22 protein-coding genes and 2 tRNA genes are annotated in these 19,375 nt (G+C 63.4%); 8 read left to right on the top strand and 16 right to left on the bottom strand.

All coding sequences use genetic code 11. From position 1 onward, the window contains the following. Positions 1–10 precede the first annotated feature (10 nt). The 7 genes from BTHE68_RS04895 to BTHE68_RS04865 form a co-directional block, all read right to left on the bottom strand. Complete coding sequence (locus BTHE68_RS04895) at positions 11–1,237, bottom strand: aspartate aminotransferase family protein (protein ID WP_162065379.1); 1,227 nt, start codon at positions 1,235–1,237, stop codon at positions 11–13. A 105-nt stretch (positions 1,238–1,342) separates the two neighbouring features. Continuing rightward, the gene (locus tag BTHE68_RS04890; RefSeq protein WP_232077925.1) at positions 1,343–2,311 is read right to left on the bottom strand and encodes a GlxA family transcriptional regulator; all 969 of its coding nucleotides are present in this window, start codon (positions 2,309–2,311) and stop codon (positions 1,343–1,345) included. A gap of 43 nt (positions 2,312–2,354) precedes the next feature. After that, complete coding sequence (locus BTHE68_RS04885; RefSeq protein WP_232077906.1) at positions 2,355–3,182, bottom strand: ABC transporter ATP-binding protein; 828 nt, start codon at positions 3,180–3,182, stop codon at positions 2,355–2,357. A gap of 18 nt (positions 3,183–3,200) precedes the next feature. Beyond that, positions 3,201–3,935 carry an ABC transporter permease gene (locus tag BTHE68_RS04880; RefSeq protein ID WP_162065376.1) on the bottom strand — a complete coding sequence of 245 codons (735 nt, stop codon included), beginning with the start codon at positions 3,933–3,935 and terminating at the stop codon, positions 3,201–3,203. A 21-nt stretch (positions 3,936–3,956) separates the two neighbouring features. Then, on the bottom strand, positions 3,957–4,646 hold the full coding sequence (locus BTHE68_RS04875) for an ABC transporter permease (protein WP_162065375.1): 690 nt from the start codon (positions 4,644–4,646) through the stop codon (positions 3,957–3,959). Positions 4,647–4,928: 282 nt separating this feature from the next. Further along, the gene (locus BTHE68_RS04870; RefSeq protein WP_162065374.1) at positions 4,929–5,327 is read right to left on the bottom strand and encodes a hypothetical protein; all 399 of its coding nucleotides are present in this window, start codon (positions 5,325–5,327) and stop codon (positions 4,929–4,931) included. Between the two features lie 59 nt (positions 5,328–5,386). Beyond that, on the bottom strand, positions 5,387–6,976 hold the full coding sequence (locus tag BTHE68_RS04865) for an EAL domain-containing protein (protein WP_162065373.1): 1,590 nt from the start codon (positions 6,974–6,976) through the stop codon (positions 5,387–5,389). A 273-nt stretch (positions 6,977–7,249) separates the two neighbouring features. Here BTHE68_RS04865 and BTHE68_RS04860 point away from each other — a divergent pair, with 273 nt between their 5' ends. The 4 genes from BTHE68_RS04860 (at position 7,250) to rpsU (ending at position 9,144) form a co-directional block, all read left to right on the top strand. Further along, positions 7,250–7,789, top strand: a complete 540-nt coding sequence (locus BTHE68_RS04860) for a GNAT family N-acetyltransferase (protein WP_162065372.1) — start codon at positions 7,250–7,252, stop codon at positions 7,787–7,789. Positions 7,790–7,842: 53 nt separating this feature from the next. After that, positions 7,843–8,436 carry an IMPACT family protein gene (locus tag BTHE68_RS04855; RefSeq protein ID WP_162065371.1) on the top strand — a complete coding sequence of 198 codons (594 nt, stop codon included), beginning with the start codon at positions 7,843–7,845 and terminating at the stop codon, positions 8,434–8,436. 29 nt (positions 8,437–8,465) lie between these two features. After that, positions 8,466–8,768, top strand: a complete 303-nt coding sequence (locus BTHE68_RS04850; protein ID WP_502710580.1) for a 2Fe-2S iron-sulfur cluster-binding protein — start codon at positions 8,466–8,468, stop codon at positions 8,766–8,768. Between the two features lie 163 nt (positions 8,769–8,931). Then, positions 8,932–9,144 carry a 30S ribosomal protein S21 gene (gene rpsU / locus BTHE68_RS04845; RefSeq protein ID WP_006999077.1) on the top strand — a complete coding sequence of 71 codons (213 nt, stop codon included), beginning with the start codon at positions 8,932–8,934 and terminating at the stop codon, positions 9,142–9,144. Positions 9,145–9,444: 300 nt separating this feature from the next. On the opposite strand, the gene BTHE68_RS04840 is transcribed toward rpsU, so the two are convergent. From BTHE68_RS04840 to BTHE68_RS04825, 4 genes are all read right to left on the bottom strand, one after another. Then, positions 9,445–9,521, bottom strand: a tRNA-Met gene (locus tag BTHE68_RS04840). Positions 9,522–9,560: 39 nt separating this feature from the next. Further along, positions 9,561–11,114, bottom strand: coding sequence for a peptide MFS transporter (locus tag BTHE68_RS04835; protein WP_162065369.1), 1,554 nt, complete (start codon positions 11,112–11,114; stop codon positions 9,561–9,563). Between the two features lie 140 nt (positions 11,115–11,254). Next, positions 11,255–11,887, bottom strand: a complete 633-nt coding sequence (locus tag BTHE68_RS04830; protein ID WP_162065368.1) for a LysE family translocator — start codon at positions 11,885–11,887, stop codon at positions 11,255–11,257. A 66-nt stretch (positions 11,888–11,953) separates the two neighbouring features. Further along, positions 11,954–13,084 carry a porin gene (locus BTHE68_RS04825; RefSeq protein WP_502710570.1) on the bottom strand — a complete coding sequence of 377 codons (1,131 nt, stop codon included), beginning with the start codon at positions 13,082–13,084 and terminating at the stop codon, positions 11,954–11,956. 254 nt (positions 13,085–13,338) lie between these two features. On the opposite strand from BTHE68_RS04825, the gene BTHE68_RS04820 reads away from it, so the two are divergent. Further along, on the top strand, positions 13,339–14,082 hold the full coding sequence (locus tag BTHE68_RS04820) for an SDR family oxidoreductase (RefSeq protein ID WP_162065367.1): 744 nt from the start codon (positions 13,339–13,341) through the stop codon (positions 14,080–14,082). A gap of 25 nt (positions 14,083–14,107) precedes the next feature. On the opposite strand, the gene BTHE68_RS04815 is transcribed toward BTHE68_RS04820, so the two are convergent. Then, positions 14,108–14,788, bottom strand: coding sequence for a ribonuclease HI family protein (locus tag BTHE68_RS04815; RefSeq protein WP_162065366.1), 681 nt, complete (start codon positions 14,786–14,788; stop codon positions 14,108–14,110). 113 nt (positions 14,789–14,901) lie between these two features. Between BTHE68_RS04815 and BTHE68_RS04810 the strand changes: the two genes are divergently transcribed. After that, positions 14,902–15,408, top strand: coding sequence for a PRC-barrel domain-containing protein (locus tag BTHE68_RS04810; protein WP_162065365.1), 507 nt, complete (start codon positions 14,902–14,904; stop codon positions 15,406–15,408). A gap of 34 nt (positions 15,409–15,442) precedes the next feature. Here BTHE68_RS04810 and BTHE68_RS04805 read toward each other — a convergent pair whose 3' ends face one another. Then, positions 15,443–15,685 (bottom strand): hypothetical protein, encoded by a 243-nt coding sequence (locus BTHE68_RS04805; protein ID WP_162065364.1) that lies wholly within the window; start codon positions 15,683–15,685, stop codon positions 15,443–15,445. An 84-nt stretch (positions 15,686–15,769) separates the two neighbouring features. Between BTHE68_RS04805 and BTHE68_RS04800 the strand changes: the two genes are divergently transcribed. Further along, positions 15,770–15,994, top strand: a complete 225-nt coding sequence (locus BTHE68_RS04800) for a response regulator (protein WP_061175760.1) — start codon at positions 15,770–15,772, stop codon at positions 15,992–15,994. A 63-nt stretch (positions 15,995–16,057) separates the two neighbouring features. Here the strand turns inward: BTHE68_RS04800 and BTHE68_RS04795 are convergent, their stop codons facing one another. Together BTHE68_RS04795 and BTHE68_RS04790 are read right to left on the bottom strand one after the other, a co-directional pair. Continuing rightward, entirely contained in the window at positions 16,058–16,768 is a 711-nt protein-coding gene (locus BTHE68_RS04795) for a DUF2968 domain-containing protein (protein WP_162065363.1), read from the bottom strand. Between the two features lie 311 nt (positions 16,769–17,079). Beyond that, the gene (locus BTHE68_RS04790; RefSeq protein ID WP_162065362.1) at positions 17,080–17,649 is read right to left on the bottom strand and encodes a hypothetical protein; all 570 of its coding nucleotides are present in this window, start codon (positions 17,647–17,649) and stop codon (positions 17,080–17,082) included. 237 nt (positions 17,650–17,886) lie between these two features. Between BTHE68_RS04790 and BTHE68_RS04785 the strand changes: the two genes are divergently transcribed. After that, a complete protein-coding gene (locus BTHE68_RS04785; RefSeq protein WP_162065361.1) occupies positions 17,887–18,162 on the top strand; it encodes a hypothetical protein in 276 nt (91 codons plus the stop codon). 1,111 nt (positions 18,163–19,273) lie between these two features. Here BTHE68_RS04785 and BTHE68_RS04780 read toward each other — a convergent pair. Continuing rightward, a tRNA-Ser gene (locus BTHE68_RS04780) sits at positions 19,274–19,363 on the bottom strand. Positions 19,364–19,375 lie beyond the last annotated feature (12 nt).

Here is a 19,375-nt window from a genome sequence, read left to right as displayed (position 1 = left end):
GTCCTGTTCGTCACTTGACGGCCGCGGCGCCGACGACCTGCTCGATCGCCCGGCCGATGCGCGCGAAGCCTTCGTCGAGATCGGCCATCGGCATGATGAGCGACGGCGCGAAACGCAGCACGTTCGGCCCGGCGATCAGCATGATGACGCCGTTCGCCGCCGCCGCATTGAGCACGTCCTTCGCGCGGTCCTTGTAGGCGTCGTTCAGTTCCGCACCGATCAGAAGACCACGTCCGCGAATTTCCTTGAACATGCCGAAGCGTTCGTTGATGCGCTCGAGATGCGCCTTGATCGCCTTGCTGCGTTCGTTCACGCCTTCGAGCAGTTTCGGATCGCTGATCAGTTCGACGACCTTCTCCGCGATCGACGCGCCCAGCGGATTGCCGCCGTAAGTCGTGCCGTGCACGCCGACGGTGAAGTGCGCGGCGATCTCGTTGGTCGTCAGCATCACGCCGATCGGGAAGCCGTTGCCCAGCGCCTTTGCGCTCGTGAGGATGTCGGGCGTCACGCCGTATTGCATGTACGCGTAGAACGTGCCCGTGCGGCCGACGCCGGTCTGCACTTCGTCGAAAATGAGCAGTGCGTCGTGCTTGTCGCACGCTTCGCGCAGGCCCTTCAGGAACGCCGGATCGGCGGGCAGCACGCCGCCTTCGCCCTGCACCGGCTCGACGATCACCGCGCACGTCTTCGGGCCGATGGCTTCGAGCGCCTTCGGCAGATCGTTGTACGGCAGATGGCGGATGCCCTGCGGCTGCGGGCCGAAGCCTTCGGCGTACTTCGGCTGGCCGCCGACGCTCACCGTGAAGAACGTGCGGCCATGAAACGACTGCGTGAACGAGATGATCTCGATCTTGTCGTTGCCGTGCTTGTCGATGGCATAGCGGCGCGCGAGCTTCAGCGCCGCTTCGTTCGCTTCCGCGCCCGAGTTCGCGAAGAACGCGCGGTCGGCGAAAGTGAGATCCGTCAGGCGTTTCGCGAGGCGCAGCACCGGCGCGTTCGTGTAGCCGTTGCCGATGTGCCAGAGCTTCTCGCCCTGCTCGTGCAGCACTTTCAGCAGTTCGGGATGGCCGTGGCCCAGCGCCGTCACCGCGATGCCGCCGGCGAAATCGACATAATCGCGGCCTTCGGTGTCCCATACGCGCGAGCCGCGGCCCCGGTCGGGCACGAAACTGGCCGGCGCGAATACCGGAACCATTACTTCGTCGAACGTACCGCGATTCACATTGATGTCGGTCATGAGCCACTCCTCGTAAGGTTCGTGCAGTCAGGTTCGATATTAGGCAATCCCGCGCGTTCCGTCTTGCGCGTTCGCGACATGCTTCGATAGGCTTTTTCGCAGCTTTCAGACGGGCTCGGGCGGCTCGATCAGCGCCCCGCCGCGCGGCTCGTCGATCGCGCCGCGCTGCTTTTCGATCCAGTTGCGGCGTTCCTCGCGCGGCGTCACGCCGAAGCGGTCGCGATACGCATTGGAAAAATGCGCCGCCGATGAAAACCCGCATGCGAGGCTGATCTGCACCACCGACTTGCTCGTGCGCTGCAACTGCGTGCGCGCCTTCGTCAGGCGCAGATTGAGGTAGTACTTCGACGGCATCGCGCCGAGATATTGCCGAAACAGCCGCTCCAACTGCCGCCGCGAAATGCCGACGAGACCCGCGATTTCATCGGTCGCGAGCGGATCTTCGATATTCGCTTCCATCAGTTGCAGCGCATCGTTCAGGCGCGGATGACGCTCGCCCGGCGCGGTGACGAACGGAATGCGCTGGCGCTCCGTGCCCGCGCGCAGCACGCCCGCGCCGAGCGAATCGGCGATGCGTTCCGCGAGATCCTGTCCGTTGTCGCGCGCGATCATCGCGAGCATGAAGTCGATGCTGGCCTGTCCGCCGGAACAGGTGGCGCGGTCGCGGTCGATTTCGAAGATCTGCTGGCTGACGATCGCGCGCTCGAATTGCTCGGTGAACTGCTGATACGTTTCCCAGTTCACCGCGACGCGATATTGCGAGAGTTGTCCGGCCATCGCGAGCCACCACACGCCGTGATGGATGCCGCTGACGAGCGGCGTGCGGGGCGCCACGCGCGCGAGGCTCGCGAGAAAGAGCCGGTAGTCCGCGAACTGCTGATAGCGCTCCGACACCACGATGAGCCAGTCGCAGCGCACGGCGTCGTTGAATGCGCAATCGGCGGGCAGTTGCGCGCCGCCCGAAAGCGGCACGGGCCGGCCGTCCCAGGAACAGATGCGCCACTCGTAGAGACGATGCCCGTCGATGTCGTTCGCGAGCGCAAGGCTGTCGATGATCGGCGCGATGCCGCTCATCGACACCGGCGGCAGCGCGACGATCGCAACTTGCAGCGTCACGTTATTTCAGACTTCCCGACAGGAACTGGCGCAGGCGCTCGCTCTTCGGCGTCGTGAGCACGTCCGCGGGCGCGCCCTCTTCCTCCGTGCGTCCCTGATGCAGGAACATCACATGATTCGACACGTTGCGCGCGAAGCCCATCTCGTGCGTGACGACAATCATCGTGCGGCCTTCTTCCGCGAGCTTCTGCATGACCTTCAGCACTTCGCCGACGAGTTCGGGATCGAGCGCGGACGTGGGTTCGTCGAACAGCATGACGTCGGGATGCATCGCGAGCGCGCGCGCGATCGCCACACGCTGCTGCTGGCCGCCCGACAGATGCGACGGATACTGCTTCTCGACGCGCGGCGGCAAGCCCACTTTCTCCAGATACGTGCGCGCGCGATCTTCCGCTTCCTTCTTCGAGATGCCGAGCACGTGCATCGGCGCTTCCATCACATTCTCGATGGCCGTCATGTGCGACCAGAGATTGAAATGCTGGAACACCATCGCGAGCTTGGTGCGCACGCGCTGCAACTGCTTGTGATCCGCGACTTCGAGATTGCCCGCACGGTCGGCCTTCGTGCGCACGGCTTCACCGTCGACGATGATCTGCCCAGCGTTAGGCCGTTCGAGAAAGTTGATGCAGCGCAGAAACGTGCTCTTGCCGGAGCCGCTCGCGCCGATGATGCTGATCACGTCGCCCGCTTTGGCCGAGAGCGACACGCCCTTCAGCACTTCGTTGTCGCCGTAGCGCTTGTGAATGTCCTCGGCGACGAGCTTGGTCGCGACGTCTTTGGCGGTTGGCTCCAACGCTTTCTCCTCGGGTGATGACAGGGACTGCTGCATGGGTTCGAATTCTACCGCTCAGGCGCGCCGCACCGCGCGCGCCGTGCCTGCCGGGCGCAGATAAGCGAGCCAGTGACGCTCCGCGCGCCGGAACGCCGCGACGAGCGCGAACGAGATTGCGACATACAGAAGCGCGGCGATGCCGAACGATTCGAACGACTGATAAGTTGCCGAATTCGCATCGCGCGCGACCTTCAGGATATCCGGCACCGTGGCCGTGAAGGCGACGGTCGTCGCGTGCAGCATCAGGATCACTTCGTTGCTGTACAAAGGCAAGGCGCGGCGCAACGCGGACGGCAGGATCACGCGGCGATACATCGTGAAGGTGCTCATGCCGTAGGCGCGTGCGGCTTCCACTTCGCCGTGCGAAATCCCGCGAATCGCGCCCGCGAAGATCTCGGTCGTGTAGGCACATGTGTTCAGCGCGAAAGCGAGAATCGCACAGTTGAAGCCGCTCTTGAAGAACGCCTCCAGCACGGATTGCGTGCGCACGAATTCGAGGCTGTACATGCCGGTGTAGAGCAACAGCAACTGCACGTAGAGCGGCGTGCCGCGGAACACGTACGTGTAGAGGCGAACGGGCGTCGAGAGCCAGCGATTTCGCGATACCCGCGCGCAGGCGAGCGGCACCGCCGCGCAGAAGCCGAGCACGATGGAAGCGGCGAGCAGCCACAAGGTGACGACGAGACCCGACGCGCGCATGCCGTCGGAGTACAGAAACGGGCGCCAGTATTCGGCGAAGATCTGGATCATGGCTTGTCTCGCTGACAGGGATCAAAGTTCGGCATGCCGCACGCCGATCGAATAGCGGCGCTCGAGCGCCATCAGCACGAGGTTCGATGCGCTCGTGATCACGAGATAGATCAACGCCGCGATCAGGATGAAGAAGAACATGTTGAACGTGCTCTTGCCCGCGTCCTGCGCGGCCTTCACGACATCGGCGAGACCGATGATCGACACGAGCGCCGTCGCTTTCACGAGCACCTGCCAGTTATTGCCGATGCCCGGCAGCGCGAAACGCATCATCTGCGGAAAGAGAATGCGCGCGAACACGCGCATGCCGCTCATGCCGTAAGCGCTGCCCGCCTCCAGCTGGCCGCGCGGCACGGCGAGAAACGCGCCGCGAAACGTCTCGGTGAAATACGCGCCGTAGATGAAACCGAGCGTGAGCACGCCAGCCGTGAAAGGATCGATGTCGAACTGATCCCAGCCGATGGCATCGGTGAGATTGTTCACCGCGATCTGGATGCTGTAGAACAGCAGCAGCATCAGCACGAGATCGGGAACCGAGCGGATCAGCGTCGTGTAGGCGGTCGCGATGCCGCGCAAGGCGGCGTGACGCGAAAGCCTCGCGGATGCGCCCATCAGACCGAGCAGCACCGATACCGCGAGAGACAGCACCGCGAGCGCGAGCGTCGCTTTGGCGCCCGCCCAGAGGAGCGGGCCGTAGCCGTAAAGGATCAAGAGGTGCCTCCATCGTCTTTCGAGTTGACCGGAAAGAGACGGAGCGCGTCGTCAGGCGCACTCCGGCGATTGGGGGCGATACTCGCAAGCGAAAATCAATCGCTCAAATGGGATGAAGGCGGCTTGCTGCGATGCAGCATAAGGATGAAACGCGCGACGGCGCCGTCATGCGCCCGCCGCGCAACGCTGCCCGCGTGCGACAGACAGGAAAACCCGCACACGCGCGGTCGACGAAATTTGCATTTTTCAGGTCGCATTTTCGATAGACCGCGCGCATGCCTTTTACGCGCGCGCGACGCCGCGCACGAGTTGCGCGACCTGCCCGTTCGCCACGGCGACGTCCGGGCTGTCCTGCAGCAAGGGCAGAAACTGCTCCGCGAACACCGGATCACGCGTGCCGGCGCTGAACATGTCGACGACCGCCTTCGCGTGCGCGATGCGCGCGTCGGCGGTGGCTTCGTCGTCGTCGAGGACGTCGTCGAGGGCGGCGATCAGTGTCGAAAGCGGCGTCAGCCAGCGATACGCCGAGCCGTTGATCACGATCTGCAGGAATTCACCCGGCGATACCGGCCCGAACTCGGCTTCGTGCCGCGTGCGCAGATGCGCGAGCACGCTGCGATGAAGCGCGAGCAGCGGATGCCGCACGTCGCGCAGAAAAGCGGTGGCTGTCTGGTCGTTCATGGTCGTGCCTCGTCCGGAAACTCACTAAGTGAGGACGATTCCATGCCGATCAAGCGCAATCAGGCACCGCGCATTCTCCCCGCATAGCGAATGAATTCGGCGGCGGAAAGCGGCGCAGAAAAGAGCCAGCCTTGCCCGAAACGCGCGCCGCGCGCATGCAGATACGCGGCCTGCTCCTCGCGCTCGATGCCCTCGGCGATCACCTGCACGTCGAGGGTCGCAGCCATGTCGATGATGTGCGACGCGACACTGCTCGACGCCGCGTCCTGCCCGATCGTATCGACGAAGGACTTGTCGATCTTCAGGCCGTCGATGCGGAAGTTCTGCAGATGCGAGAGGCTCGAATAGCCGGTGCCGAAATCGTCGAGATAGACGGCGTGGCCGGCGTCCCGGAAGGCGCTGATGACTTCCTTGGCGGCATCGGCGTCGAGAAAGCTGCGCTCGGTCGCCTCGATGCGGATCTGCGCGGGCCGCACACCCTGACGCGCGAGCGCCGGGCCGAGCACCTCGAGAAAACGGTGCGTGGTGAGATCCGGCGCGGACAGGTTCACCGAAACGTAGTACTCCGGGTAGCGCTTAAGAAAATCGCCGAGTTCGAGCAGGATCGTGTCGAGGACCTGATCGGTGATCGCCTGGATCAGTCCGCGATGCTCCGCGAGCGGGATGAAATGATCGGGCCGCACGATGCGGTCGTGATACTTCCAGCGGACCAGCGCTTCAGCGCCGACGCAGCGTCGCGTGGCGAGATCGACGATCGGCTGATACGCGACGATGAACTGGTGCCGCCGCACGGCATCGCTCAACTGACCGCGCGGCGACAGCCGGCGCACGATGAAGAACGCCGCCCAGCCCGCGAACGCGAGTCCCGCCGCGACGCCGCCGAGCAGCCAGCCCCACGGCAGCGTGCGTACGCGCTGGCGCAACGACTGATGCGGCGCGCTCACGACGACCGCGAGCGGCATCGACGCGGAGCGCCGCACGATGTAGGGCGAGTCGTCGTCGCGCGCGGGCGGAGGGGCGCGATACACGGCGAGGACCGCGGCGGCGTCGGTGGCCGGCGTGGTCGCGATCACGCGGCTCACATCGGTATTGATGATCCCGACGCCGCCGGAGCGATCGCCATTCGGGTCGAGAGTGTCGACGTAGAGCGAAGGATCGGCGGCGATATAGAAGCCGTCGCGACCCATCACGAGCGAAACCTTGCCGCCCGGCAGACGCGCCAGCCCGTACCAGGCCATCATGCCATCGCGCGAGCGCCAGTCGGGCGGCGGCAGCGTGAGGCCGTCGAGCACGCCGGCCGACACCGCGCCCAGTAGAGACGAACATTGCCAGCGCCCGTCGCGATCGTAGGCGCCGGCATCGCGCACTTGCTCGTGCGTGAGCGCGATGCGCCGCAGTTCCTTCAGATACGGCGGCGAGCATGGCGCCGCCGCCACCTTGCCGATCTCGCCGAGCGCGCCCGAAAGACGCCGCGTCAGGTCTTCGGCGCGATAAAGCGCGGCATTGGCGACCGTGTTCAGGCGTTCGGACTGCTCCTGCTGCTGGCTGCGCTGAGCGAACAAAAAGCCGATCCCCGCCGGCGCCAGCGCCGCAATCACCACGATGACGATCAGAAGCGCCGCCAGCGCCCCACGTTGGATGTTGTTCATTGCATGTTATGGTCCGCGGCGCAAAGGGTTCGCGCGCGCGTTTTCTTGTTTTCTGCTCGACGACGTCGGCTGGTCTTGCGCCGCTCTTGCGAGAGTCTCGGACAAACGACTTAGTTTAGGGGCCGCGCATCGCGCGGTTCAACGTTTTCTTTGCCCAAACCTTCGCTTTTAGGTGGGCTTCCGCACGGCCTGTGGATGCTTTTTTTGCCGACCGCGCGCCGTGCGAAAATGGCCAGACCAGAAACAGCGCTTTCCTTGCGTGAAATGACAGCCATGGCTTCACACGACATCGCTCGTCCGCTCGTGCGCGCCGCCGCGCCCGCCGACTTCGACGCCATCGCGCGCATCTACTCGCACTACGTGGAGCACGCGCTCGCGACGTTCGAGGAGATCCCGCCTTCCGTCGACGAAATACGCGCGCGCCATGCGGCGATCACGTCGGCGGGGCTGCCCTATCTCGTCGCCGAACTCGATGGCCAACTCGCCGGCTACGCATATGCGTCGACGTACCGGCCGCGTTCGGCTTACCGCCATACGATCGAGGATTCGGTCTATGTCGCCGATGGCAACAGCGGCCGCGGCATCGGCCTCGCGCTGCTCACCGCGCTCATCGAGCGATGCGAACGCGGACCGTGGCGGCAGATGATCGCGGTGATCGGCAACAGCGGCAACGCGGGATCAATCGCGCTGCATGCGCGGCTCGGCTTCGAGCATGTCGGCGTGCTGCGCGATGTGGGCTTCAAGCATGGACGATGGGTCGATACCGTGCTGATGCAGCGCGCGCTGAATACTGCTCAGGACGTCACGGCATGACCGGTCGCGCCGAGCGGCTATGATTCGGCATTTGCTTCCGCGCGTTTTTTGCCTTGCCGACCTACACCCTCGCCGCGCCCGTCAGCGCCGAAATCGACATCCGCAAGAGCCGTTTCATCGCGCTCGCGATTCCCGTCGCGGATCGCAACGAAGCGATGCGCGAACTCGAACGCCTGCGCGCGGCGCATCCCACTGCGACGCACGTCTGCTGGGCGCTGCTCGCGGGCGGCCAGTCGGGCATGTCCGATGACGGCGAGCCGTCCGGCACCGCCGGCCGGCCGATTCTCGAAGTGCTGCGGCATCACGAAGTCGACGGCGTTCTGGCCGCGGTCGTGCGTTACTACGGCGGCATCAAGCTGGGCGCGGGCGGCCTCGTGCGCGCCTACACCGATGCGATCGCGAGCGCGATGCAACTGGCCGAACGCGTGGAGCGGATCGAGCGCGGCTCGATGGCCATCGAAGTCGACTATGCCGACGAAGCGCGCGTGCGCCGCTGGATCGAGCAGAACGATGCCGAACTCGTGCAAAGCGAATACGGGATGACCGTGCGTCTCGTCGTGCGGATGGCCGCCGTCGCGCGCGAGCCGGCCGCAGCCGAATTGCGCGACCTCACCAATGGCCGCGCGGTTGTCGAGGTAGAAGCGTGACGGACGAAGCGCGCGCCTTCGCGTTGATCATCGAGCCGGCTGGGCACTTCGTCGCGGTGCGAGACGGCGAGACGCTGCTCGAAGCGGCGCTGCGGGCGGGGCTGTCGCTGCCGCGATCGTGTCGCAACGGAACCTGCCGCGCGTGCCTGTGCCGGATCGTCGGCGGCGAGATCGCGTATCGCGTCGAGTGGCCGGGACTGACCGCCGAGGAAAAAGCCGAGGGCTGGATTTTGCCGTGCGTCGCGCTGGCGCGAACCGACGTGACGATCGATCAACCCGACGCGCGCGAGGCCGCGCCCGATCCCCGGCCAGTCCGCTCGCGCGGCTTCTGAGCGCGGGTTTTTCGGGATTGTCGTCTCGATTCAACGACCTACGATTTGATTCCCGAGTCCGCATGTGCGCGTTTCGTACAAAGTGCGTGCAGGGTATAGCTCAAAAAGTGTACAATTGCGTTTTGCCCTAAATTCTGGCAGGGCCAGATCAACCGAGATTTCAATGACTAAAGTACTGTTGAAAGAGAACGAGCCTTTCGACGTCGCCATGCGTCGTTTTCGCCGTACCGTCGAACGCACGGGCCTGATTCAAGAGCTCAAGTCGCGCATGGCCTATGAAAAGCCGACCACCGAGCGCAAGCGCAAGAAAGCTGCTGCTGTTGCTCGTCTGCGCAAGCAGATCCGTCGCGCGCAACTGCCGAAGAAGTTCTATTGATCGACGCGGGGCGCCCTGCCCTCGTCTGTCTGGACAGGATCGGCACTGCAACCTGAGATCGATCGGGTCGCGGATTCGCGCGCAGGTCGCGTGAAAGCTCGCGGAGTAGCGCACTTTTGGTTGCGCCCGTTTCGATAAGGTTGGCAAGATCGCACAGAAGCCTGCATGAGTGAATGCTCATGCAGGCTTTTCGTGCTTATGGGGAGCATCAGTCGGGCAACCGATCTGGAATCGGTTTAGTTGGAAACGCGCGGACAAAAGCAAAGAGCCCGGTAGAACCGGGCTCTTTGCTTGATGATTTGGTTGCGGGGGTAGGATTTGAACCTACGACCTTCGGGTTATGAGCCCGACGAGCTGCCAGACTGCTCCACCCCGCGTCTGAAGAATTAAATTATAGACGAGATCGTTCTACGAAGTCAAACGTTCTTTGCGCCCAACGGGTTCGCCGCCGGCTGCGCGCGCGCCTTCGCGGCGGCATCGGCATTGACCGCCGCCTCCACCGCGAGCTGATGCGCCCGCGACAGCCTGCCCAGCAGCGGCAACAGCACGATGGCGACGACCGCCCCGCCCGTCGCGAGCCAGCCGAGTCCGAAGAACAGTTTGGTGTATAGCGGCAGCGATTGAATCGGTTCGAGGTTGCCGGACGGCATGCGCGCGAAATTGGCAACGACGCTCCCGAGATACTGCGACACACCCGTCGCGACGAAATACGCGCCCATCATGAAGCCGCTCATGCGTGCGGGAACGTAACGCGCGATCATCGCGAGGCCGAGGCCCGATACCAGCAGCTCGCCGAGCGAATAGAGCCCGTAGCCCGCCACCATGAACCACGACGACACGCGTCCGTCCACCGCGTAACGTCCGCTCAGACCGAACACGAAGAACCCGACCGCCACCACCACGAAGCCGAACGCGTATTTCATCGCCACTGGAATATCGCGTCCGCGCCGCGCCTGCCGCGTATAGACGAACGCGAGGAGCGGGCTCAGCAGCATGATCCAGATCGGATTGAGCGCCTGAAACTGCGCCGCGCTCCACGTGAACAGCCCGACACCACCGACCGAGAACATCGGATCGACATTGCGCAGCGCGAACAGCGTCAGCGACGTCGACATCTGCTGATAGAACACGAAGAACAGAATGACCTGAAGAGTAAGGATCAGCGCGGCGACGAGACCCGCGCGCTCACTGCGATCGCACTTCGTGAGCATGTAGCCGAAGATCGCAAGGATCGCGACGCCCGCCGTATAGACACACGCCACGGCCACCGCCTTGTGCTGCAGGATGAACACCGTCGATGCCGCCAGCGCCACGCCGCCCGCCCCGACCACGAACACGTGCTTCCAGCGGATCGGGGCGTCGTCCGGCGCGGAGCCGACACGCGCGAGCGTCTCGCGCATAATCGCGAAATTGAGCAGGCCGAGCACCATGCCGCCGCAGCACACGGCGAACGCGGCATGCCAGCCCCAATGGTCCTTGATCCACGGCATCGCAAGCATCGAGAAGGTCGAGCCGATATTCACCGCCATGTAGTAGATCGTGAACGCGCTGTCGATGCGCGCGTCGTCGCCTTCGTAGATGCGGCGCACGAGATTCGCCGCGTTCGACTTGAAAAGCCCGTTGCCGACGACGATCACGCCCAGCGACGCGTACATGAACCCGAGCGTGTCGATCGGCAGCGCGAGCATCAGGTAGCCCAGCGCGAGCACGATCGCGCCCGCGGTCATGGTGCGGCGCGCGCCGAGCACCTTGTCGCCGATCCAGCCGCCTATCGACGGCGCGGAAAATACCAGCGCGGTGAAGGCGCCCCAGGTCAGATTGGCGTGCTCGTCGGTGAAGCCGATCTGGTCGACCATGAACAGCACGAGCAGCGCGGCCATGCCGTAATAGCCGAAACGCTCCCACATTTCGATCAGAAAGACGGTCGTGAACGAGCGCGTCTGCGAGGCGCCGGACGAGTGAGTAAGCATCGGAGAAGATCCTTCAAACAGCGATAAGCAGACCGGCGCCATCGAGGCGCCGATCACATGCGATAAAACCGGCCGGATTATCGCAAATTACTGCCAGTCGTCTGTTTTACGGCTGCAGATGCTACCAACATGTAGCTGTTCTAGGTCGCCGGCCTGCGCACGAACGCGAGCATGACGCCGAAGCCGATCATGAGCGCACCGCTCACGCGATTGAACCAGGTGAAGCCGCGCGCACCGCGCGAAAGCGTGCCCAGACGCGCGCCCAGTGCGGCATAGATGACGATCGCCACGAGTTCGAGCAGCAGGAACGTCGCGCCGAGAATCGCGAAGCTCGCCGCATACGCGCTGCGATCGACGAATTGCGGGAAAAATGCCGTGAAGACGAGTATCGCTTTCGGATTGCCCGCGGCGACCCAGAATTCCTGCTTCGTGAGCCGCGCGAGACTCACCGGGCCGCGCGCCACGCCCTCCTCCCTTTCGACGAGCGATGGCCCCGAGCGGATCAGCTTCACGCCGATCCAGACGAGATAGGCGGCGCCTGCCAGCTTGATCGCCGTGAAAAGCGTCTGCGACGCAAGCAGCAATGCGCCGAGCCCGAGGCCCGCAATGGCGATCATGATCGCGAACGCGACGATGCGCCCGGACGACGCCAGCACCGATGCGCGCACGCCCTCGCGCGCGCCGTTCGACAGCGACAGCACGTTATTCGGCCCGAAGGCCATGTTGATGGCGAAACACGCGGGCAGAAAAATCGCGAAGGTCTGAAGCGACATGGCACACCTGCGAACCAGCGGAAGCGAAGCCGCTAAGTTAGCACGCGCGCCGCGTCCTCAAAAGCGTCAGAAGCGGTGACGGATGCCCGTGCTCAGCATCAGCTGATTGCGGCCGCTCGACGGATCGTTGGTGTTGATCACCGCAGGCGCGCCCGACGAAGCGCGCTGATAGATCGACTCGAGATAGACATCGGTGCGCTTGGACAGCAGATAGTCCACTTGCAACGCGCCTTCATGCCAGTGCGCGCCACCGCCGTTGGTGTACACGTACATGCCCGCCAGCTGGATGGCCGGCGTCAGCTTGTAGATGCCGTTGATCTCGTAGTTGTTGAGCGCGAGCGATGGCATCAGGTCGCCGGTGTCGGCATCGGTGACACCGGAGTTGATCGCGCGGGAGAACGCGCCGCTCAGGGTGAACTCGCCGAGCTCGTAGCTCATGCCGACGCCGAACGTGTTCTGCTGCTGCACGTTCGCATTGAAGATGGTGTTCGACGAGCCGGGCAGCGCGAGCGAGTCGTATGCGCCGCTCGTCGTGTTGCCGCGCCCGTTGTTGTGCAGGTAGGCCGCACCCGCATTGAACGAGCCCGCCGAATAATTCGCCCCGACGCTGTATGCGCGGTTGTTCGAGAACGCGCCCGCCTGATTGGAAAACGCGTAGAGGCCGCCGAAGCTGAAGCCGCCATAGGTCGCGCTCGTGTACTTGATGGAGTTCGCGGCCAGGAACGAATTGTTGGCGTTGTCGTTGTCGAGGACGTGCGCGAACGCGGTGCCGCCCGTGTTGCCGGTCAGTGTGAAGACCTGGAAATAATCGTGGATCGAATCGTACTGATGACCGAAGGTGATCGTGCCGAGCGTCTCGGTGCCGATGCCGACGTACATCGGATGATCGTTGAGGCCCTCGCCCGTCGCGACGGAGAAGCCACGCTCGAGCCGGAAGATCGCGCGCGCGCCGCCGCCCAGATCCTCGGTGCCTTGCAAGCCCCAGTAGCTGCCGTCGACGGTGCCCGACGTCAGTCGATATTGCGAATGGCCGCCCACGTTGTTGACGTACGCGACACCGGCGTCGAGCTCGCCGTAGAGCTGCACGGAACTCTGCGCCCAGGCCGCTGCCGGCGTGCCGACGAGCGTCGCGCAAACCATCGAAAACGCCAGCCAGCGCGCGTCGGGCGCGGCGCCAGGACCGTTCGCGGAGGTCATTGACGCAGCGCGAAGCGTTTTCGGGCGAATCGGCATGGCAGTCTCCGTTGATTCAGGACCAAAAGGATTGTCAGTTTTGTGAAGGAGCTTGTCAGTCGAAAAAACGCGCCCGCGTGCATCTGTGTCCTGGAACCAACGAACGACCGTTTGCCACATGCTTTCATCTTGCAGGATCGGCGCAATTCAGCGTAGCCGGCGTGCCGCCGGAGTTGCCGATAGAATCGACACGCCTTCAGCCAACCCGACTACGCTCCATGTCCCATCAGACTCGCGCCATTCTCACCGGCCACACGCGCGGACTCGGCGCCGCTCTCGCCGAGCTTCTGCTCGCGCAGGGCATCGACGTGCTCGCGATCTCGCGACAGCGCAACGGCGAACTCGCCGCGCGCCATCCCGGCAAACTGCACGAGATCGAGCTGGATCTCGCCGATCTGCCGACGCTCACCGAATGGCTGGCGGGCGACGCCCTGTCCCGCTTCGTCGCCGGAGCTGAACGCGTGCTGCTGATCAACAACGCGGGCATGCTCGCGCCTGTCGGCAGTCTCGCAACGCAGGACCCGGGCACCGTCGCGCGCGCGGTCAGCCTGAACGTGGCAGCGCCGATGACGCTCGCCGCTGCCGTCGTCCAGGCGAGCCAGCAGGCGGCGGACACGCGCATCGTTCATATTTCCAGCGGCGCGGCGCGCAGCGCCTATCCCGGATGGAGCGTTTACTGCGCGACCAAGGCGGCGCTCGATCATCACGCGCGCGCGGTCGCGCTGGACGGCCATCGCGCGCTGCGCATCGCGAGCGTCGCGCCGGGCGTCGTCGACACCGACATGCAGGCGGAAATCCGCGACACTGACCCCGAACGCTTTCCGATGCGTGAACGCTTCGAGGCGCTCAAGCGTGACGGTCAACTCTCGACGCCGGAAGAGTCGGCGCGCAAGGTGATTGAACATCTGTTGAGCGATGCGTTCGGCGAAATGCCAACCGTGGATGTGCGCGATTTGAAGTAAGCATGGAAGCCACGCGTGACGCCTCTCACGCGGCGGCAACCGTCGCGCGCGCCGAGCCGAGCGCATCGCGCGAAAGCGCATCCGCGCGGAGATTGCGCGCGCGCGGAATCCATTGCAGCCGCACATCGCCGATCTGCGCGATGAGCGCATGGACGCGCGCCGCGTGATGCGCGAGCGAGGCGATGGTCGCGCCATCGGGCGAATTGACGTCGTCGATGACCACGCGGCTGTCCCCGTAGATCACGAGGTCCACGGCGCCTGCGCGCAACGCCGCCTCGAGCACCGCGATGAGCGCGAGGTACTCCGCCGCGCTGCTGTCCCCCGCGCCTGACGCCTTGCTGATCTCGAAGGTCTCGCCGGCCGGCCCGATCAGCAAGCCGCCGATGCCCAGCCGTCCGGGATTCGGCAGCGCGGAGCCGTCGAACCAGCCGCGCCATCCGCCAGTTTCGTCCTGAGTCCTGCGCTGTTTCGCCTGGGTCGCCCGCTCGGCGCGGCGCGTCTCGCGCGAGCGCAGCGACTCGGCGTTGCGGGTTTGCGCAGCGCGGCGCGCATCGACGAGATCGCGCAAGCTTTGCTCACCCGCCGTCTTCTTGAGTGTCCTGACGAGCGCCTCGTGCTCGGAAAGCGCCGCGCCTCTGGCAAGCCGGCGGCTTTGCAGGCGTTCCTTCCTGTACGCGACGGCAAGCAATTCCTCGAAAGCGATCATGGACGGCGAGCGGATTGGACGAAGCCCGAGCTTAGCAGACGTCCATGACGGCTCATGGGTACGCCTGTTGCTGAAGAACAAGCGTACATGGCAACGCCTTCAAGGAGCGGATCATGAATCAATCGATGGAGCAGTCTTCGGGCGGCGCGAAGATCGTCGGCAAGGGCGCGGCGACGGCGGCGGGCCCCGGTCCCGACGTGATGGCCGCGAGCACGCTCGACGGCAATTCGGTGATAAGCAGCGACGGTCACGACGTCGGCTCGCTCAAGGAAATCATGCTCGATGTGTCGAGCGGGCGTATTGCGTATGCGGTGTTGTCGAGCGGCGGTTTTCTCGGCATCGGCGACAAGTTGCTCGCCGTGCCTTGGAGCGCGCTCACGCTCGATACCGACAATCGCTGCTTCCGGCTCGACGCGACTGGGGAACAGGTGCGCAACTCACCGGGATTCGACAAGGACGCATGGCCGTCGATGGCGGATCGTGTATGGGCCAGCACCGTGCATCAGCACTACGGCCGCGAGCCATACTGGTCGAACGACCGCGCGAGCGACATCGGCCGGACCGGCGCGATTCCGCCGGAGGGCGTAGATGCGCCCGAAGCAGGCGGCGTGAAGCTGTGACGAACGAACCAGGTGGCAGAACGCGTCCGCTCGCTTAGTCGCGCGGACGCTCTCCGACCTGAACGTCGACGCCTTCGGTTTCGCCCATCAGCGCGCGCAGGACGTCCTCCGCGAAGTCCTCGATGGCAAAGTGCCATTCGAGCGAGCCGACCGGGAAGTCGTTGGGATTGCACTTGCCCTGTGCACGGCGAATCGCACCGACCGAGAGACTCAGCGCGCGAGCGTGCTGAAAGTGCGGATCGTCCGAGTCGAGGGACGGGAATTGATCGTTATCCATGACACCCTTAACGGTCCCGGCCGACGAAACTTTAGGCCCGCTCCAGACGCGCAATCGTTTGCGCACATTCGCGTTCAAAAGCCCATGCAACCCTATCGAAATCTCGCCGGCAATTCGGGCGTCGAAGCATTCGACATCCTGCGCGACGGCATCAAGGTGCGCTTCGTCAATGGCGGGACATACTTGTATGACTATCGCGTGCCCGGTCGCACGCGCGTCGAGGAAATGAAGCAGCTTGCCCGCGCCGGACGCGGGCTCAGTACCTATATCGCGAAGTTCGGAGCGGAGTATGCCGAAAAAATCGACTAGCTGCCCGAAGCGGGATTTTACGCGAGATCACAACGTTTTCTTCGGACGAATCAATGCGCCGGGTCAGCGCACGGATGGCAGATGCGGAACGCTCTCGTTGACCGTGGTATTCAGTTGATGAAGCTGGCGCTGAAGTTTGTTCAGTTGCGCCTGGGCTGCGACACGCCGCCCTTCGAGTTGCGCCAGTTCCTTGCGGACTTCCTGTTGCTTCAGCGCGACTTCCTGATCCTGCGTGCCACCGCGCTGCAAATCGACGCGCACGCGGTCGATCTGCGCTTCGGATTCCGCAATAAGACGTGAAAATTGTTCGTTTTGCGCTTCGAGATGTGCGCGCCGCATTTCTGCGTCGGCGAGACGCATGGCTTGCTCGACGAAATGACGAAACGCCGGCTCCGCCGCATCGATATCGCCGGCTTTGAGCACGCGCCACACGGCGTCATCGTGGTACAGCACGGCGTAGTAGACCAGTTCGCGCGGATAGAACAGCAGGCTCGCCGAGTAGGCGAAACTTTGAAACGTCCGGAATGTCGACAGCACGCCTTGCTGAACGAGCCATTCGACTTCGGCGAGTTGCGCGGCCTGCAACGACTGCCTGGACGATTGCGGTGACGAAACCGTGGCCGGGCGCAGCGGCGTTACCCGTGTCGAAGGCGGTGGGACTGCGGGAATGTCCTCGTCCGTGGGCACGTCTTCGGCTTGAATATCGGGCGCGGGAAAACGGACCGGACCGTTCGACTTTTGACGCACGAGAAACGATGGCGCATTGTCGAGCAAGCTCCCTCTTCTGCTCAGCAGGCTTTTCACGACGGCTCCCTGGCCGGTCCAATATCGGGACCCGCCGTCTTGCAGTAATGTTGGCGGAAAACGGGACCGCAATGCGCGCTATTCGAATTTCCTGAATGCAGAGCCCGATTAATCTGCATGACGAACGACATCGCGCCGCTCTCAATCGAATAAGCTGTTGAATCCAGTATAGGCGAGACGTCCGACGATTCAAACGACGCGCGCCACGCCAAATTGACGGGAATCTGATACAAAAAATTACGCGACGCGAATCAATCTGCGTCGCGTGAAACTATCGAATGTCACGAATGTTGATAAAACGCCTGCGTGCCGCTCATTCTCATTTTCGCGAGCTGAGCCGAGCGCGCTTTCGACATCAACGCGACCATCCGCATGATTCTGATGCCCTGAATGCCGCACGTAACTCCGGGCGTACTCGCCACGCGCGATTCCAGCGAACCCATTACGCCGTGCAGATTGACGACGGGGGCAGGCGGCCCGGCATCGACGATCATGGTGGCGAGCGCAGACGCTGCGCGTGGTGTGTCTGCTTCCAGTTGTTCGACCGGAAAAAGGTCCAAAAAAGGCGCGGGCGCTTCGGCAGGCTGCCGCCCTTCGCTGCGATCCCGAAAATACTCGCAAGCCGATTCGAGGTCCGCGGCAGACATCTGCTCGGCGCGCCGTGCGACCGCCGCGCAGCGTTGCAGTTTCCAGTTTTCGCGCTGACTCACGAGCGCGATCAGATCCGCGACGCGTGTGTGCAATTCCGTTTCACGGCGCGCAATCAATGCGCGCACCATATGCGCTTCTTCGCCCGACTGATCGGGCAAACGATCGCGCCATTCCAGTAAATCGTTGAGTGTGATCGACATGAGAGACTCCGCGGCGTACAGCCTATTGAGCCGGATTCAGGCAGTTCGAGATTGTTTGGATCGCGAATTGTAATAGACCTGCACCCTTGATCGCCTGGTGAATATCCTATCCGTTTATCGGCCGTTTAGCCTCGTTTGAGACATAAATAAGGACAGTCCTAAGCCGATGTGGCGCGGCACGTTCGATGCTAACAAAGCTGTAAGCGGCGCGATGGCGCCGGACACAAGGAGACGGACATGAGAACCACCACCGTAATCGCTGGCGCGCTCCTCGCGCTCGCCAGCACTGCCGCGCTTTCGCAGGAAATGTCGCGCGATCAGCTGATGCAGCGCCAGCAGCAGATGCAACCGGGCAAGAGCGAGCCAATGCCCGCGCCGCGCGCGGGTGACTCGTCGCAAGGCGGCGTGCAGTCCGGCACGTCTGGCAGCGGCACGCTGATGCAGCAGCGTGAACAAGGCATGTCGCCGAATCAGGCACCGACATCGCCATCGACGGGGACGATCAAGCAATGACGCGTTGGGCGGGCGGAACGCCGGTGTAAAGGTTCGTCACGCACGAAGGTAATAGGATTTCTCCGAGCGTTTTTACCGCCAGAGCCGCTTAAATTCGGTCCTTCCCTTCTTACGAGAGGCGTAAGACTGTGAAGGACCTGCAAATTTCCATTCCGCGCGAAGTGCTGCTCCACGAGGAGCAGGCCGCGAACTCGGCGCTGCACTATGACGCCGAAAATCAGCCCGCATACATGATGATCCCGCAGTGAACGCTCGAGTCGCTCGCCCGGCGTCACGAACCGAGCGCGATTCATGCAACGCCCCGCGCCTTGTACGGGTTTTTGCATTTTCGGCGCTCTGGCGTTCAGACTTAGCCATGCCAACCAAGCGGACATCGAGCGTTCTATCGATGTCGGTCGCAGCCATGCTTCTCTCGAGCCCCGTACCCGCCAAGGCGAGATACACCGAACACTGGATGTCGAGTGCGGAACTTGCGCGTACCGAGTCACGCGGTGCTGCATCGCGGGAAAGCAAAAAGGACGAAAATAAAGCGCGGACTCCGGCGGTAGCCACGACAACCGACGACGACCCGATCGCTGCATTCGCGCGCGTGCCGCGTTCGCAAGGCAACACAGTTCGTCGCTGAATTCAGGCTGTCGCAGTCGAAAGGTGAATGGAACCCTTCTACGCGACTATTCCGATTCCATTTCCGGCTGTATCGACTATCCTTTTGAATGTCGTAAGAGGTGGGTTGCATGGGCCGCTGGGCCCTGCCATGTGCGAGATTTCATCGAGCATTATTAGAGGCGCAGTCATACCGTGGCGCCCACTACTCTTACGACAATCCCCCCGCCTGATTTTCCATCGCTCCTCTACTCCCGTGTGCGCCCGTCGCCATCGGTCACGATCTCCATTCAGTAGTTATCCGAACTTTCAGACTGTCATGTGAGCCGTCTCGTGGTTGCTCCACCATGCTAGGAAAATGATGAAAATCGCCGTGGGTTCGAACTGATCCTGGCGAATCGTCGAGACAGCGCTGTGCGGGATTCCGCGACGCGCCACCCAGGACACCCGCCTCGATTTCCCGAAGCAGGAAAAAGAAAAGCCCTTGAAGATCAAGGGCTTGAGATTCTGGCGGAGAGAGGGGGATTCGAACCCCCGATAGGTTTTACCCTATACACGCTTTCCAGGCGTGCGACTTAAACCACTCATCCATCTCTCCGGAAGACCGCGA

The sequence above is a fragment of the Burkholderia sp. THE68 genome, assembly GCF_009938265.1.
Lineage (GTDB): Bacteria > Pseudomonadota > Gammaproteobacteria > Burkholderiales > Burkholderiaceae > Caballeronia.
The sequence above is the reverse complement of the archived record's forward strand: the minus strand, read 5'-3'. Positions and strand labels throughout refer to the sequence as shown.

Bases quoted from the DNA above. Each gene is read 5' to 3' on its own strand.
- BTHE68_RS04895 (WP_162065379.1), bottom strand. From the start codon at position 1,237: ATGACCGACATCAATGTGAATCGCGGTACGTTCGACGAAGTAATGGTT.
- BTHE68_RS04890 (WP_232077925.1), bottom strand. From the start codon at position 2,311: ATGAGCGGCATCGCGCCGATCATCGACAGCCTTGCGCTCGCGAACGAC.
- BTHE68_RS04885 (WP_232077906.1), bottom strand. From the start codon at position 3,182: ATGCAGCAGTCCCTGTCATCACCCGAGGAGAAAGCGTTGGAGCCAACC.
- BTHE68_RS04880 (WP_162065376.1), bottom strand. From the start codon at position 3,935: ATGATCCAGATCTTCGCCGAATACTGGCGCCCGTTTCTGTACTCCGAC.
- BTHE68_RS04870 (WP_162065374.1), bottom strand. From the start codon at position 5,327: ATGAACGACCAGACAGCCACCGCTTTTCTGCGCGACGTGCGGCATCCG.
- BTHE68_RS04865 (WP_162065373.1), bottom strand. From the start codon at position 6,976: ATGAACAACATCCAACGTGGGGCGCTGGCGGCGCTTCTGATCGTCATC.
- BTHE68_RS04860 (WP_162065372.1), top strand. From the start codon at position 7,250: ATGGCTTCACACGACATCGCTCGTCCGCTCGTGCGCGCCGCCGCGCCC.
- rpsU (WP_006999077.1), top strand. From the start codon at position 8,932: ATGACTAAAGTACTGTTGAAAGAGAACGAGCCTTTCGACGTCGCCATG.
- BTHE68_RS04835 (WP_162065369.1), bottom strand. From the start codon at position 11,114: ATGCTTACTCACTCGTCCGGCGCCTCGCAGACGCGCTCGTTCACGACC.
- BTHE68_RS04830 (WP_162065368.1), bottom strand. From the start codon at position 11,887: ATGTCGCTTCAGACCTTCGCGATTTTTCTGCCCGCGTGTTTCGCCATC.
- BTHE68_RS04825 (WP_502710570.1), bottom strand. From the start codon at position 13,084: ATGACCTCCGCGAACGGTCCTGGCGCCGCGCCCGACGCGCGCTGGCTG.
- BTHE68_RS04820 (WP_162065367.1), top strand. From the start codon at position 13,339: ATGTCCCATCAGACTCGCGCCATTCTCACCGGCCACACGCGCGGACTC.
- BTHE68_RS04815 (WP_162065366.1), bottom strand. From the start codon at position 14,788: ATGATCGCTTTCGAGGAATTGCTTGCCGTCGCGTACAGGAAGGAACGC.
- BTHE68_RS04810 (WP_162065365.1), top strand. From the start codon at position 14,902: ATGAATCAATCGATGGAGCAGTCTTCGGGCGGCGCGAAGATCGTCGGC.
- BTHE68_RS04805 (WP_162065364.1), bottom strand. From the start codon at position 15,685: ATGGATAACGATCAATTCCCGTCCCTCGACTCGGACGATCCGCACTTT.
- BTHE68_RS04800 (WP_061175760.1), top strand. From the start codon at position 15,770: ATGCAACCCTATCGAAATCTCGCCGGCAATTCGGGCGTCGAAGCATTC.
- BTHE68_RS04790 (WP_162065362.1), bottom strand. From the start codon at position 17,649: ATGTCGATCACACTCAACGATTTACTGGAATGGCGCGATCGTTTGCCC.
- BTHE68_RS04785 (WP_162065361.1), top strand. From the start codon at position 17,887: ATGAGAACCACCACCGTAATCGCTGGCGCGCTCCTCGCGCTCGCCAGC.